Raw genomic sequence first — 13,996 nt, forward strand, 5'->3', positions numbered from 1 at the left:
CACAGATAGCGGCGCTGAGCCCGGAGACCGTCGATGGACGCCCCCACCGCCGCGATCAAGACAGACCGAGCCGCGCTTCAGCAGGTGATCGCCGGCCTGACCGACGGAATCATCTTGGTCGAGCCGGACCAATCGATCTCGTGGGCGAACGCGGCGGCGCTCGCCATGCATGGGATCGAGGAGCTCGAGGGGCTTGGTGGTTCCGTCGATGGCTACCGGCAGCGCTTCAGGCTGCGCTTCCGGAACAACCATCCGCTGCCGGAGGGGAAGTACCCCCTCGACCGCGTCATCGAAGGGGAGGTATTTGACGACGTGACGGTCGAGGTGTCTCCCGCTTCCGACCCTGACATTACCTGGGTGCACACCATCCGCAGCCTCGTAGTCGTCGACCGCGGCGGGGAGCCGGAGCTGCTTGTCCTCATCGTGAAGGATGAGACCGAGCGCTTCGAGGCCGAAGATCGCTTCGAGGGCGCTTTCAACGCCAATCCGGCGCCGGCCCTGATCTGCCGCGCCGCCGACCAAGTCTACGTGCGGGTAAACCAAGGCTTCATGGACATGACGGGCCATGACCGCAGCACGGTTGTCGGCAAGACGGTGCGCGAGTTCGACGTCTTCTCAGGCGGCGAACGCCACGATCTCGCCCATGAGCGCATCTCAGAAGGACGCGCGGTCACGCAGATGGAGGCGGAGGTTCCGCTGCCGGACGGGACCGGGCGCGCGGTCATCGTGGCGGGGCAGCCGATCGAGGTGGGCGGCGAGCCATGCATCCTCTTCACCTTCGCCGACCTCGAGCCGCGCCGAAAAGCCGAGATCTCGCTGCGAAAGACCGAAGAGCGCTTCGCGAAGTCATTCCGGCTCTCGCCGGTGGCCGGCGCCATCACGCGGCTTGCCGACCACGCTTTCATCGAGGTCAACCAGGCGTTCGAGGCGCTAAGCGGCTACTCCGACGTCGACCTGACCGGACGCGCCGCGGCTGACGTCCGGCTCTGGTCGGATCCTGCTGCTCGCCGTTCGGTCGAAGGCGATCTCCGGGATGGGCGCGGCGTGCAGAACGCGCCGATCGTCATGCGGACGAAGGAAGGCGCCGAGGTTGATTGCCTTGTGTCGGCCGAGACCGTCGAGATCAACGACGAGGCCTGCGTGCTGTGGGTCGTGCAGGATGTGACCGAACGGAAGAAGACCGAGGACGAGCTGATCGCGGCGATCGAGAGCGTGATGGCAGACACATCCTGGTTTAGCCGCACCGTGGTCGAGAAGCTCGCCAACCTCCGCCAGACCTCCCGCAAGCCCGGCCCCGGGATCGGGATCGGCGACCTGACCGACCGGGAGCGGCAGATCCTCGGCCTCATTTCCGAAGGCTGCGACAACGTCGCTATGAGCGACCGGCTTGGCCTGTCGACCAACACAGTCCGCAATCATGTGGCGTCGCTGTTCCGCAAAATCGGGGTAAACCGCCGAGCCGCCGCCGTGGTCTGGGCGCGCGAGCGAGGGTGACGGGCGAGGCGGCAGTTGAAAGCAAGCGGCGGCCGTCGCGCTGACAGGTCCCAGAATACCAATCTGACTGGTATTTGCGGTTCTATCGTCGAAGGTGGCGTCGATCCATCTCCATTCCATCGAAGGCGGCGCGCCAACCCGGCGGCCGCTAGATCCTGATGGGAGACGAACATGGACAAGAACCGCATCGAAGGCGCCGCCAGGGAAGCCAAGGGCTCGGTCAAGGAAGCGATCGGCAAGCTGACGGGCAACAAGACGACCGAGGCCGAAGGCAAGGCTGAAAAGACCGAGGGCAAGGTCCAGGGCACGGTCGGTAAGGCCGCCGACGCCGCGCGGGACGCTCTCAAGAAGTGACCTGAGCTTGGCGGGACGCGGTGCGCGTCCCGCCCGTCCGCCACCGGACGAAATCATCCTTCCAAAACTGAAAAGCCCCAGGAGGGCGACATGACAGACACCTCCATCAATGGAGGCGGAGCGCTTGCGCACGCCGACGACCGCACCGCCGCCCTCAATCAGATTTCGTGGGGCGCCGTCTTCGCGGGCGTCGTCGTGGCTCTGACGGTCCAGCTCGTCCTCAACCTGCTCGGCGTCGGGATCGGAGCCGCGGTCATCGACCCCGGCACGTCCGACAATCCGACCGCGGGCGCGTTCTCGATCGCGGGCGGCGTTTGGTATCTGGTAGCCGGCCTAATCGGCGCGTTCGCGGGCGGATATGTATCTAGCCGTGTGTCGGGCCGTCCGATCAAGGCTGTCGGCGGGCTTCATGGCCTCACGACCTGGGCCGCCACGACGCTCGTGATCCTCTATCTTCTGACGACCTCGGTCGGCTCGCTGATCGGCGGCGCCTTTGGCGGCCTATCGAGCGTCATCGGCGGCGCAGGCGGCGTCGCGTCCACGGCCATTCAGGCCGCGGCACCGACCGTCGCGACGATGAACCCGCTGCAGGAGATCGAGCGCCAGGTCCGGACCGCGGGCGAAGGACAGGATCCCGAAGCGCTCAAGTCGGGCGCGGCCGCCGCTGTTCAAGCCGTCCTGACCGGCGATCCCGCCAAGGCCGACGAGGCCCGCACCCGGGCCGCGGACGCTGTCGCACGAGCGCAGAACATCAGCACAGACCAGGCCCGTACGCAGGTCAGCGAATATGAGGCGCGCTACCGCCAGACTGTCGAGCAGGCCAGGCAGAAGACGCAGGCCGCGGCGGTCACGGCCACCAAGGTCGTGTCTCGCGGCGCTCTGCTCGGCTTCCTCGCCTTGGTGCTGGCGGCAGTCGCCGCTTGGTTCGGTGGCGTCGCCGGCACTGCCCGCGCGGCCCGCCGGATCTGACCCGAACCGCCCGGGCCGCCCCCAGCCCGGGCGCAGGTGGGGGTGCGACCGCCCCAATGCGCCTCCGCCGGGGGCGGGGTCGCTAACAGGCGTCCCGCCCCAAAACTCTGCTGTTGATGTGAAGGAGACTGGTTATGGCGTTCGATGACGATAGCGAGATGGCTCCTGATTTCCTCGCCCGAACGGTCCCTCCGACCCATTTCACCGCGGCCCATCTTCATGACCGGAACGACCGCATTTGGGCTGTGCTCAGCCAGCCGTCGGGCGCGATCGCGGAGGATGACCAGGGCGATCTTCTCATGCACCTGACGGAAGACGAGGCGTCCGCTCTCGCTGCCGAGATGTCTGCCGGCCTCAGAAAGAATAATTCCGTGGACTGAGGGGACGATCAGCCCGGCGCGACGCGATTCAGCGAGGTCTGCTTATCGGCGCGGATCGAAGTTCCGCTTTTGGCGCCAAGCCGATCGAACGCTTAGGACTTGCCGCCCGTCTGAGTGTACTGCTCAGGGTTCAGCATGTAACGCTTCACTAGGAACTTGATCGAGTGTTGCCACGACTCGTCGTTGTTGCCGCGCAGGTCGACGCTCTTAACGAACACCTGCTTCCCGGTCTTCACGTCGGTCATGTAGACGTTCACATTCAGGATCAGCTCCGAGACCTTCTGGACCTCGATCCAGGCGACCTGATCGACGTCGAGCTCCTTGCCGTACCGCGTCTCGCAGCCCGCGCACTCGCCCATCTTCTGGTCCTGCATGATCCGCTCCTGAACAGCCGGATCGACAGGCTTGAAGCTGTACTTGCCCGACTTTTCGAGCATCGACTTGAAGGTGTCGACCATCGCCGACATCCGCTTGCGCTCGGCCTCGCTCGTCGGGACCCACTCGGCATGGTCGTTCTGGAAGTAGGTGTTCAGCACGGCGGTCGAGATCGGCGCCTCTGCCCGAGCGGCCGCGGGCACCAAGCCGATGGCGAGCGCCGCCAGCAGCGGCGCGCCGAAGTACTTGAGGCTCATTCTGGGGGTGGGTTCGTTCGTCATCGGGCTCTCCCTTTTCGTTGCGGAGAGCATGCCGCCGCGGGCGCCGGTTCCGGAACGGCGGATGGCATCCGAAGGTTTGGGCAAAAAGCCTGACTTTCTCGGGCGAGCGTCCGGGCGCCGCGACCGCGTGCTATCGGTAGTGCCGTCGAGGAACTCCATGAGCCAGCCGATCGCATCGAACGGGCCGAGCCCTGGCCGCCGCACAGCAATCGACCTGAGGTGGGCGCTCGTCGTCCGGATCATTCTTGTGGCGCTGTTGTGCGTGGCTGGAGCCGCGGCCTTCACCCTGCGCAACATTGCAACCGAGGCGGACGCGCAAAACGAGGACACGGCCGGATCCGTTGCGCAGCACCTCAGGACCCAGCTCTTCAGGATCGAGACCCAGCTCGATCGGGCCGACCGCTTCCCAGACTGGGAGGCCGTCACGAACTACACGCTCCGCCCCGGCCAGTGCGTCCAGCTACTGCATCCCAACGGCGCCCTGCGGAACTCGGTCTGCGCCGGCACCGACCAACGGTCCTTGCGGGCGCCGGGCTGGTTCACCGCCGGCTACTGCGCGCTGTTCCCCGAAGGCTCGACCGCCGAGCGGGCGCTGGCTTCGCGAGGGGCGACGAAGGGAACGGTCAGGGCGACGATCGCGCCGGAAGCGGTGGCCGAGCGGGCGTGGCATGAGCTGTCCCGCATGCTGGGCGTCTGGACCGCCATGGTCGTGGCTCTCTGCATCCTCGTCTACGTCGTCGTGCATCACGCCCTCAAGCCCGCCGAGGAGATCCTGGTCGGCATCAACCGCCTTGGGGACGGCGACCTCAGTCACCGCCTGCCGCCGTTCCGGCTGAACGAGCTCGACCGAATCTCGCAGGTCCTGAACGAGCTCGCGCTCAAGCTCCAGAACACAACGCGCGAACGCGCAGACCTCGCCCGGCAGCTCGTGGACGCGCAGGAGCGCGAGCGGTCGCACATCGCCCGCGAACTGCACGACGACGTGGCCCAGCGGCTGGCGGCGCTCAGCGTCGCCGCGCGCTCGATCCGCAAGAGCGTAGGCGCGGTCACGCCGGCCGTCGCAAAGGAGTGCGACGAGTTCGTCGAGATGGGCACCGGGACCCTTCGGGCGCTGCGAGAGACGCTGGTCCTGCTGCGGCCTCCTGAGATCGATGAGCTCGGCCTCGTGACGAGTTTGCAGGAGCTGGTCGACGCGCAAAACCGTATTGCGGCCGGGGCCCCGGCTATCTCATTCCGGCGCGATGGCGACTTTGACGGCCTGCCCGCCGAGACGGCCGCTCACACCTATCGCATCGTCCAGGAGGCGCTGACCAACGCGCTGCGACACGCGGGCGCGAAGCACGTTCATGTCACGTTGCGCAACGTCGTGGCGCCTTTGCCCGGCGAGGACCGAAGGATCGAGCTCACGGTCGCCGACGATGGCGAGGGACCCGGCCCGGACTGGGCTTCCGCGCGGCCGGGGAGCGTCGGGCTGATCGGCATCCGCGAGCGCGTCTTCGCTCTGAGCGGCGACTTCCATGCCGGGCCGAGGGAGACCGGCGGGTTCGAGCTAAGCGTGGGGTTCCCCGCCTCTGGTCCCCACGACGAGCGAAAGGGAGAGGCCGCATGATCAAGGTCATGCTCGTCGACGACCATGCCGTCGTGCGGGAGGGTTACCGCCGCCTGCTCGAGCGAGAGGACGACATGTCGGTGGTCGCCGAGGCGGGCGAGGCCGCCACGGCTTACCAGCTCTACAAGACAGCCTCGCCGGACGTGGTCGTCATGGACATCAGCATGCCCGGCCGCGGCGGCATCGACCTCGTGAAGCAGTTGCGGCAGTGGGACCCGAAGGCGCGCGTCCTGATGTTCTCCATGCACGCCAACGCCAGCTTCGCGCTCCAGTCGTTCAGAGCAGGCGCCAAGGGCTACGTCACGAAGAGCAGCGACCCCGAGACCCTAGTCGGAGCCGTCAGGAACGTCGCCCGCGACCGGCCCGCCCTCTGCCCCGAGATCTCGGCCGTGCTGGCGGCGAGCCGCCTCGAGGAAGACACGCCCGCCTTCGAGCAACTGTCGCCGAGGGAGTTCGAGATTCTGCGCATGATCGTCGACGCCAAGTCGACCGAGGAGATCGCCGCGGCGCTCCACCTGACCCCCAAGACCGTCGCGAACTACCACTACGCGCTGAAGTCGAAGCTCGGCGTCTCCTCCGATATCGACCTCGTCTACTACTGCATGCGCCATGGCTTGGTCGCCTCGGCCGCGGTTGCCGCGCCGAGCTGATCAATTCGGCGGCTTCGAAATCCGCGTCGAGACAGACGTCCGCTCTTGGGCGAAGTGTCAGCGTCAGCTTTTGGCGCATCCCAGCCGGATGGCCTCGTCCCAGGCTGACCCATTGCGGTCGTCGAGATAGTCCGCTTACTGCGACGGCGTTCATATGCGTAGCGGCGACGCCATCTGTCCGGCGGGGCTCCCGCGGCTGTCGGTCCGGGCGCCGCTAGCCGATGCGGCGGCGGGCGGCGGCAGGTCGAGCCGGACCACCAGCCCTCTCGGAGCCCGGTCTAGCAGCGTCATGGTCCCGCCGTGGCCAGCGACGATCTCTTGGACGATCGACAGGCCCAGGCCAAACCCGCCGGGCGCTCCGGAGGCGCGGCTCGCGTCTGCCTTGAAGAACGGCTCTACAACCTTGGCGCGCAGTTCCTTCGGGATGCCGGGGCCGTCGTCCGCCACTTCGATGGAGACGCCGTCGGGCAGCGCCTCAAGCTGCACCACCACCACGCCCGCGAACTTCACGCCGTTGTCCACGAGATTGGTGACGGCGCGCACCAGCGCCTGCGGCTTGCAGTCGAAGGCGAGCCGGGCCGGGCCCTCGTAGGAGACCTGCAGGTCGGCGTTGGCGAAGTCGTGGCAGATCGTCTGAAGCAGGCTCGGCAGGTCGACGCGCGTCTTGGTCTCGGTCGCGACGTCACGCTGCAGATAGGTCAGCGTCTCCTCGATCATCGCGTCGATGCGGCTGATGTCGGTCAGCATCGCGTCGCGGAGTTTCTCGTCGGTCGAGCGTTCGGCGCGCATGCGCAGCCGCGTCAGCGGCGTCCTGAGGTCGTGGCTGATCGCCCGCACCATCCTCGTGCGGCCGTCGATCATCTCGCGGATGCGCGTCCGCATGTCGTTGAGCGCGCGCGCGAGCGCGCTGATCTCGCGCGGGCCGCCCTCCTCGAATGGCCGGTCCGGGCCTTCGTCGGGGCTGAGCGCCTGGGCTTCACGGGCGAACCTCGTCAGCGGTGCCATGATGATGCTGCCGGCGTAGATCGACAGCAGCAGCATCGGAAGCACGATGATGAGGATCTTGATCGCGAAGAAGATCCGCTCCGGATGAAGCAGCGGCAGCGGCGGCCGCGGATCCGGCATGAAGGCGAGCGTCGCGCCGTCGGCGAGCCGCACCGCGATGGCGTCGACGGTCGATCCGCTGGCCATGCGCCGCACGACCTCGGCGTCGAGAGACGTTCCCATCGCCTTGCGGATGTCGAAGACGTCGCAATCGTCGCTGTCGGACGGGGCAAGCTCGGCGCGCGCGGCCTCGGGCGTGAGCCGCTCCACTTTCAGCCCCGTCGCCGAGGTCGCGGCCATGATAGCCGCGGCGGCCTCGGGCGTCGTGGCCGCCGCGAACTGGGCCGTCACCATCTGGATCCGGATCGCGACCTTGCTGGCGTAAGGCGCCTTGTTCTCGGCGCTGTGCAGGAGGCTCGCGATCATCACCATGGCGAGCACCGGGGTGATGGCGAGGAACAGGATCTGGCGGCGGATCGAGCCGCACAGGAACAGCGAGCGCCAGCGGCTCATGAGGCGTCGACCATCGGGGTGAACAGATAGCCGCCGAGCCGGACCGTCTTGATGAGGCTCGGCTCCTTCGGGTTCGGCTCGATCTTCTGGCGGATGCGGCTGATGTGGACGTCGACGCTGCGCTCGACCGGCCCCGCGACGCCCGCATGGGTGAGGGCCAGCAGCTGGTCGCGCGTCAGCACCCGGCCGGCATTGAGGCAGAGCGCCACCAGCAGGTCGAACTCGGCCGTCGTCATGAAAACCTGCGACCCGGCGTCGTCGAGAAGCGTGCGCGAGACGGGATCGATCCGCCAGCCCGCGAAGGACATGGTCTTCGGCCGCTCCGGCCGCTCCGATCCGTAGGACGCGCGGCGCAGCAGGCTCTTGATCCGGGCGAGCAGCTCGCGCGTGTTGAAGGGCTTGGTGACGTAGTCGTCGGCGCCGAATTCGAGGCCCACGATCCGGTCGACGTCCGTCGCCACCGCGGTGAGCATGATGATGGGCGTGCGCATCTCCGCCCTCAGACGCCGGCAGATGCTGAAGCCGTCCTCGCCCGGCAGCATGACGTCGAGCACCACGAGGTCGAAGGCCTGACGGCGCAGCAGCCGGTCCATCTCGGCGCCCGACTGGGCCGAGACCGCCGTATAGCCGTTCTGCGACAGGGTCTCGGCCAGCATGTCGGCGATGTCGCGGTCATCCTCGACGAGGAGGATGGTCGCGGACATCTCCGGCGCGCAGGCCTGCATCTGCATCGTCATCGAACGCCCTTGCGAGACAGTCGTCGCAGTTTAAGTCTCACGCCCGCCCGTGCGCTGTCACGGCGAGAGATGTTTTGTTTTATGAAGCCCTGCCTTTTCAGGGGAAGCGCACGCCGGTGAGCGCCTCCGAGTAGCGCCAAAGCCGCACCGCCGCAGCCCGGTCGAGCGCCTGCGGCGGGGTTCTCGCCAGCGCCGGGCGCCCGCGCGTCTCGCCGAGGCTCGCCGGGCCGTAATAGGTGCCGGGCCTGGCCTGAGGCGAGGTGGCGGCGAACAGCGTCGGCAGCACGCCCTGCGCCGCCGGCTGGAACAGGAACCACAGCATGGACCGGGCGAGGCCTGCGCCGCTCCAGCGGCCGGGCGCGTTGTGCAGCAGGTTGGTGCGCGAGATGCCCGGATGCGCCGCGAGGCTCGTGACGCCCCAGCCGCCGGCGGCGCTCCGGCGCTGAAGCTCGAATGCGAACATCAGGCAGGCGAGTTTGGACTGGCTGTAAACCGGCATCGGCCTGTAGCCCTTCGCGGCGTTAAGGTCGTCGAAGTCGATCGCCCCGTTGCGGGCCGCTATGCTCGACAGCGAGACCACGCGGGCGTCGCGGCCGTTCTTCAGCAGCGGCAGCAGTTGCGCGGTCAGCGCGAAATGGCCGAGATAATTGGCGCCGAGCTGCAGCTCGAAGCCGTCGGCGGTCTCTTGCCGATTGGGCGGCGTCATCACGCCGGCGTTGTTGACGAGCAGGTCGAGGCTGTCGCGCTGGTCGCCGAGGCGTTCGCCGAGATAGGCCACCGACCTGAGATTGGCGAGATCCACCTGCTTGAAGGCGACGTTGGCGTAAGGCTCCTCCCGGCGGATGCGCGCCACTGCGTCGGCGCCCTTTTCAGGGCTGCGGCCGGCGATGATGACCTCGCCGCCCGCCCGGGCGAGCGCGAGGGCCGTCTCAAGGCCGAGCCCGCCGGTTCCTGTGACGACCGCCGATCGCCCCTTTTGCGACGGCATGTCGGCCGCGGTCCACTTCACCATGGGCTGGGCTCCTCTCGTCATAGGCCTGCGGCGCCGCGTCCGAAGGGCAGCGCGCGAGTGGGCTCGCCGGTCAGCGCCAGCATCGCGTTCGCGACCGCGGGCGCGATCGGCGGCACGGCCGGCTCGCCCATGCCGCTTGGGCGGTTGGTCGAGGGCAGGATGTGGGTTTCGACCGCCGGCATCTCGTTCATGCGCAGGCAGCGATAGCGGTCGAAGTTCGTCTCCTGGACGAGCCCCTCCTTCAGCGTGATCGCGCCATGGAGCGCGGCCGAGAGGCCGAAGCCCACAGAGCCCTCCATCTGCGCCGCGATCTGGCCGGGCGAGACCGCGATGCCGCAATCGACCACGCCGACGACGCGGCGCACCGAGGGGCGGGGACCGTCGAGCCGCACCTCCGCGACCTGGCCGACGACCGTGCCAAAACTCTCATGCACCGCCATGCCCCGCGCCCATCCGGGCTCGATTAGCGTCCCCCATCCAGATTTTTGGCGGAGCGCGGCGAGAACCGCGAGGCGTCTGGCGGCCCCGGCCTTCTCGTAGAGCGCCTGCCGGTAGTCGGCCGGATCGCGGCCGACGCGGCGCGCGAGCTGGTCGACGATGTGCTCCATGGCCATAGCCGAGTGGGAGTGGCCAACGGAGCGCCAGAACTGCACCGGCACGGGGAATTTCGGCGTGAACACCTTGCCGTCGACAACCGAGGCGCCCGCGAAGTAGGGGCTGTCCTTGACGCCCTCGGCAGTGAACTCGGTGACGATCGGCAGCAGCGACTGCGCGACCACGTGGTGGCGCCAGCGCGCCGGAAACCCGTCCGGGCCGAGCTCGACCCAGGCGCGGTGATGCGCCATCGGGCGGTAGTAGCCGCCGGTCATGTCATCCTCGCGCGTCCAGATCAGCTTGACCGGGTAGCCGTCGGAGCGCTTGGCGATCCGTACGCATTCGACGAGGCAGTCCGCCGCCATGACGCCGCGCCGACCGAAGGATCCGCCGGCCGGCAGCACCTTGACCTCGACCTTGCCCGGCAGCGTCAGCGCGACGCGCGCGGCCTGGATCTGGTCGACCGTCGCCATCTGGGAGCCCGACAGGATCTCGACGTCCCAGCCGTTGACGCGGGCGACGCAGTCCTGCGTCTCCATCGGCGCGTGGGCGAGATAGGGAAAGTCGATCCCGAACTCGAGCGCGTCCGGCCCGAATGCGGCCTCGGCGTCGCCCTTCGTCTGGAAGGCGCTCGGCGTGATGTCGGTCCGCCCCTCCGCGATCTCGCGAAACCAGCGGACGAGCTCTGGCGAGGAGCGCTTTTCGGCTTGCCTGTCGTCCCACTCGATCCGCAGCGCTTCGCGTCCGCGCCGCGCCGCGAAGGCGTCTTTCGCCAGCACCGCGACGCCGTCGCCGATCGCGAAGGCGTCGACCACGCCCTCGATCCGGAAGGTGTCGCGGGCGTCGAAAGTCTTCAGCGTCCCACCGAAGCGCGGGGGCGGGCGACCATGGCGGTCAGTATGTCCGGCAGCTGGACGTCCTGCGTGTAGGTCTGGCGGCCGGTGGACTTCGCCAGGCTGTCCTTGCGCGTCACGCGGTCGGTGCCGATGAGGCGGTAAGCTTCCGGAAGCTTCAGCTCCGGCGCGTCGGGCGGCGTCTGGCGCGAGGCGTCCTCGAGCAGCTCGACGAAGCTCGCGGACTTGCCGGAGCCGAGATGCGACACGACGCCGTCGAGCACCATCAGCGACTCCCGAGGCGTATCCCAGCGGTCGGCGGCGGCCGCGACGAACATCGCCCGCGCCGCTGCTCCGGCGTTTCGCAGCACGTCCCAGTTTCCCGCGATCGAGCCGGATCCGGCCGTGAACTGCGGCCCATAGGCGCGAAAATTGCCGCTCGCCTCGACGACCCGGACCTTGTCCCAGTCGGCGTCGAGTTCCTCGGCGACCATCGCGGCGAGGCCCGCATGGACGCCCTGGCCCATCTCCTGCTGCTTGTTGACGACCGTGATCCAGCCGTCGCGGTCGATGCGGATGAAGGGTCCGAAGACGCTTGGCTCCGGATCGCCGCCGCCTGCCTGCAGCACGGAGCCGATCGCCTCGACCGGGTGCGTGGCCGCATAGCCGACGACCATCGCGCCGCCGACCAGCGTCCCGCCGAGGATCAGCCGGCGGCGGGACATGGCGAAGCGGCCCTTTTTCTCGGCCGGGTTTTCGGCGACGGCGGCGCTCATCGGCGGGCCTCCTCTCGGCCGGCCTGCCGTTGCAGCTCCCCGGCGGCGTCGTGGATCGCGGCGCGGATGCGCGGGTAGGTGGCGCAGCGGCAGAGGTTCCCGCTCATCGCCGCGTCGATGTCGGCGTCGCTCGGCGTCTGCACCTCGCGCAGCAGCGCGATCGCACTCATCACCTGGCCCGACTGGCAGAAGCCGCATTGCGGCACGTCACGCGCCACCCATGCGTCGCGCACCGCCTCGGCCTCGCGGCCTTCGACCGCCTCAATGGTGACGATCTCCACCCCGCGGCGTCCTCGATCGTGAGCGCGCAGGACCGCATCGGCTGGCCGTCGATATGGACCGTGCAGGCCCCGCAGAGCCCCGCGCCGCAGTCATATTTGGTCCCGGTCAGCTTCAGCGTGTCGCGCAGCGCCCAGAGGAGCGGCGTCCGGCCGTCGGGCCTCGATGAGGCGCGTTTCGCCGTTGACGATGAGGGAATGGGACATGGCCTGATCCTCTTCAGCTCCAGCCTTCCGGCAGGCGGCGCTGGGAGCGGCGCTGGATCCGGTAAACGGCGGCAGGCGGGACATTGGCGAGCGCGCGGCCGACGCGGGTCGCCTTGAGGCCGAGGCGATCGAGGATGGGCCGGGGAACGGGGCAGTTCGGCCCGTAGGTGAACTGGTAGAAGGCGCCGCCGGGCCTAAGGTGCCGGAACGAGCCGTCGAGAATCGCAATGACCTTGCGCGGCGACATCGAGAGCAGGGGCAGACCGCTCGACACCGCGCCCGCGGCGTCGCCGCCGAAAAGCTCGACCGTGCGCAGCTGAGAGGCGTCCATCCAGAGCGTGGTGGCCTGCGGGAACCTAGCCTCGAGCAGCACGGCGAATTCCGAACCCGCCTCGATCACGCGAGCCGGCGTTCGGCCACGCCGCGCTCGATCAGCGCCTGGGTGAAGACGCCTGTGCCGGGCCCGAGCTCGACAACGTTTCCGGTGTCCCCGTCGATTTCGGCCGTGATCGCCTTCGCGAGCGTCGCGCCGGACGGAAGACGGCCCCGACGCGCAAGGGCGCGGAGAGCCATTCGCGAAGGAAGGTCAGTCCGTCGAGGGTCAGCGTTGCGCTCATCAGGCGGGTCCCGGTTGCGGCGAAGGTGGTTCGCCGTTTCGAGGCCGGACCGTGAGGCGCCGGGACGTTGCCGTGGATTGAGTGTTGTTAAGAGATATTGCGGCGCGGCAAAGGTCTGGCGGCGCAACATTTCTTAACAACACTCAATCCACCGCAACCGAGCGGCCCGCCATCATCATCGGCGAAAGCGATAGCGGCGGCGTCACGCTCCGCATCGCAGAGCCGAAGAGGGAGCGCGCGGATGCGCATCGCCAGACTGAGCGTCGCCTGCGTCGTCTTCGTCGCCCGGGCCGCCGTGTTTGGCGCATCGCTCCTGCTCGCTTCGGAGGCCGCGGCCGAGGCGCCGGCGGCAGTTCGCTTGCCCTTTCGGATCAGTCGACTGGAGCTCGCTCATGAGGACCGCCAAGACGACCTCCAAGACATCCGCCAAGCCGCGCAAGTCGAGGCTTCGGCATCTGCGCTGGCTCGCGCTCCTGCTGCTGCCGCTGCCCTCGATGGTGGGCTACGCCGGGAGCGGCGACCCGATCAGGACCATGAGCGAGATCTCGAACAGCGCCGCCAAGGGCGACCGGCTGCCAATCGCCCATTCGCCTGGCGCCGCCCGGATCACCTGCGCTCCCATGCGGCAGCGCGGCGACCTCAGCGTCTGTCCGGATATCGCCACGGCGAACTGAAATCGGATCGGGCCGCCCGCACGTCCCGATCCGCCCGGCGGTCGCAAGTCCCCCCACATGGCGACCGCCGGGATCTTCATGACGCTTGGCGATCATAAAGACCTCGCGGAATCCGACCCTTGCGTCCATCTAAATAACATCCATATGCCATCCAGATGGATGGAGACTGCGGAATGGGTTTGAGCCAGACACTGCGCGACAAGGGCGGCGAGACCGAGAAGATCACGGTCAACCTGGGCTTCGTCGATCTTGGCCGCGCAGACCTCCTGGTTCGGGAAGGGTTTTATTCGAACCGCGCCGACTTCATCCGCACAGCCATCCGCAACCAACTTCGCGCGCATGACGACGTCGTCTTGCAGTCGATCGCCCGGCACACCTTGAACTCGGCCTTCGGGTCTATGCGCGCGCAGACCTGGAGGCCGTCAAAGCCGCCGGCGAAGTGCTGCACGTAAAAGTCGTCGGCCTCACGCGCATCGAACCAGACGTCACGCCCGACCTCGCGCTCGCGGCCATCGGCTCCATCACCGTTCTCGGCGCGCTGCAGGCCAGCGCCGAGGTCAAGGCCGCGCTGGCCGACCGCATCCATTAGGCCAAAAGTC

Annotated in this window: 13 protein-coding genes and 3 pseudogenes; 8 read left to right on the top strand and 8 right to left on the bottom strand. The window is 68.2% G+C overall.

Annotation, left to right across the window (positions count from 1 at the left end; all coding sequences use genetic code 11):
- Positions 1 to 33 precede the first annotated feature (33 nt).
- From K6K41_RS12810 to K6K41_RS12825, 4 genes are all read left to right on the top strand, one after another.
- Positions 34 to 1,494: a helix-turn-helix transcriptional regulator gene (locus K6K41_RS12810; protein ID WP_261405343.1), complete on the top strand. Its 1,461-nt coding sequence runs from the start codon at positions 34 to 36 to the stop codon at positions 1,492 to 1,494.
- A 171-nt stretch (positions 1,495 to 1,665) separates the two neighbouring features.
- The gene (locus K6K41_RS12815; protein WP_261405344.1) at positions 1,666 to 1,848 is read left to right on the top strand and encodes a CsbD family protein; all 183 of its coding nucleotides are present in this window, start codon (positions 1,666 to 1,668) and stop codon (positions 1,846 to 1,848) included.
- 90 nt (positions 1,849 to 1,938) lie between these two features.
- Positions 1,939 to 2,817 (top strand): PhnA-like protein, encoded by an 879-nt coding sequence (locus K6K41_RS12820; protein ID WP_261405345.1) that lies wholly within the window; start codon positions 1,939 to 1,941, stop codon positions 2,815 to 2,817.
- A 134-nt stretch (positions 2,818 to 2,951) separates the two neighbouring features.
- Positions 2,952 to 3,197 carry a hypothetical protein gene (locus K6K41_RS12825; RefSeq protein WP_261405346.1) on the top strand — a complete coding sequence of 82 codons (246 nt, stop codon included), beginning with the start codon at positions 2,952 to 2,954 and terminating at the stop codon, positions 3,195 to 3,197.
- 92 nt (positions 3,198 to 3,289) lie between these two features.
- On the opposite strand, the gene K6K41_RS12830 is transcribed toward K6K41_RS12825, so the two are convergent.
- Positions 3,290 to 3,853, bottom strand: a complete 564-nt coding sequence (locus K6K41_RS12830) for a DUF3280 domain-containing protein (RefSeq protein WP_261405347.1) — start codon at positions 3,851 to 3,853, stop codon at positions 3,290 to 3,292.
- A 157-nt stretch (positions 3,854 to 4,010) separates the two neighbouring features.
- On the opposite strand from K6K41_RS12830, the gene K6K41_RS12835 reads away from it, so the two are divergent.
- Both K6K41_RS12835 and K6K41_RS12840 read left to right on the top strand, forming a co-directional pair.
- Positions 4,011 to 5,462, top strand: a complete 1,452-nt coding sequence (locus tag K6K41_RS12835) for a HAMP domain-containing sensor histidine kinase (protein ID WP_261405348.1) — start codon at positions 4,011 to 4,013, stop codon at positions 5,460 to 5,462.
- The gene (locus K6K41_RS12840; RefSeq protein WP_261405349.1) at positions 5,459 to 6,112 is read left to right on the top strand and encodes a response regulator; all 654 of its coding nucleotides are present in this window, start codon (positions 5,459 to 5,461) and stop codon (positions 6,110 to 6,112) included. Before K6K41_RS12835 ends, K6K41_RS12840 begins: the two co-directional genes overlap by 4 nt.
- Positions 6,113 to 6,262: 150 nt before the next feature.
- On the opposite strand, the gene K6K41_RS12845 is transcribed toward K6K41_RS12840, so the two are convergent.
- The 7 genes and pseudogenes from K6K41_RS12845 to K6K41_RS12875 all read right to left on the bottom strand — a co-directional run bounded on the left by K6K41_RS12845 (position 6,263) and on the right by K6K41_RS12875 (position 12,723).
- Positions 6,263 to 7,669: a sensor histidine kinase gene (locus tag K6K41_RS12845; RefSeq protein ID WP_261405350.1), complete on the bottom strand. Its 1,407-nt coding sequence runs from the start codon at positions 7,667 to 7,669 to the stop codon at positions 6,263 to 6,265.
- Positions 7,666 to 8,406 (bottom strand): response regulator, encoded by a 741-nt coding sequence (locus K6K41_RS12850; RefSeq protein WP_261405351.1) that lies wholly within the window; start codon positions 8,404 to 8,406, stop codon positions 7,666 to 7,668. Before K6K41_RS12850 ends, K6K41_RS12845 begins: the two co-directional genes overlap by 4 nt.
- Positions 8,407 to 8,503: 97 nt before the next feature.
- Entirely contained in the window at positions 8,504 to 9,418 is a 915-nt protein-coding gene (locus K6K41_RS12855; protein ID WP_261405352.1) for an SDR family oxidoreductase, read from the bottom strand.
- A 17-nt stretch (positions 9,419 to 9,435) separates the two neighbouring features.
- Positions 9,436 to 10,827, bottom strand: a complete 1,392-nt coding sequence (locus K6K41_RS12860) for a xanthine dehydrogenase family protein molybdopterin-binding subunit (protein ID WP_261405353.1) — start codon at positions 10,825 to 10,827, stop codon at positions 9,436 to 9,438.
- Positions 10,828 to 10,865: 38 nt separating this feature from the next.
- A complete protein-coding gene (locus K6K41_RS12865; RefSeq protein ID WP_261405354.1) occupies positions 10,866 to 11,621 on the bottom strand; it encodes a molybdopterin cofactor-binding domain-containing protein in 756 nt (251 codons plus the stop codon).
- Positions 11,618 to 12,106: pseudogene (locus K6K41_RS12870) on the bottom strand ((2Fe-2S)-binding protein). Before K6K41_RS12870 ends, K6K41_RS12865 begins: the two are co-directional and overlap by 4 nt.
- Positions 12,107 to 12,119: 13 nt before the next feature.
- Positions 12,120 to 12,723 (bottom strand): annotated as a pseudogene (locus tag K6K41_RS12875) (class I SAM-dependent methyltransferase).
- A gap of 392 nt (positions 12,724 to 13,115) precedes the next feature.
- On the opposite strand from K6K41_RS12875, the gene K6K41_RS12880 reads away from it, so the two are divergent.
- Together K6K41_RS12880 and K6K41_RS12885 are read left to right on the top strand one after the other, a co-directional pair.
- Complete coding sequence (locus tag K6K41_RS12880; protein ID WP_261405355.1) at positions 13,116 to 13,397, top strand: hypothetical protein; 282 nt, start codon at positions 13,116 to 13,118, stop codon at positions 13,395 to 13,397.
- A 173-nt stretch (positions 13,398 to 13,570) separates the two neighbouring features.
- Positions 13,571 to 13,986: pseudogene (locus K6K41_RS12885) on the top strand (CopG family transcriptional regulator).
- Positions 13,987 to 13,996: the final 10 nt, after the last annotated feature.

The sequence above is a fragment of the Chenggangzhangella methanolivorans genome (genome assembly GCF_019797865.1).
Taxonomy (GTDB): domain Bacteria; phylum Pseudomonadota; class Alphaproteobacteria; order Rhizobiales; family Methylopilaceae; genus Methylopila; species Methylopila methanolivorans.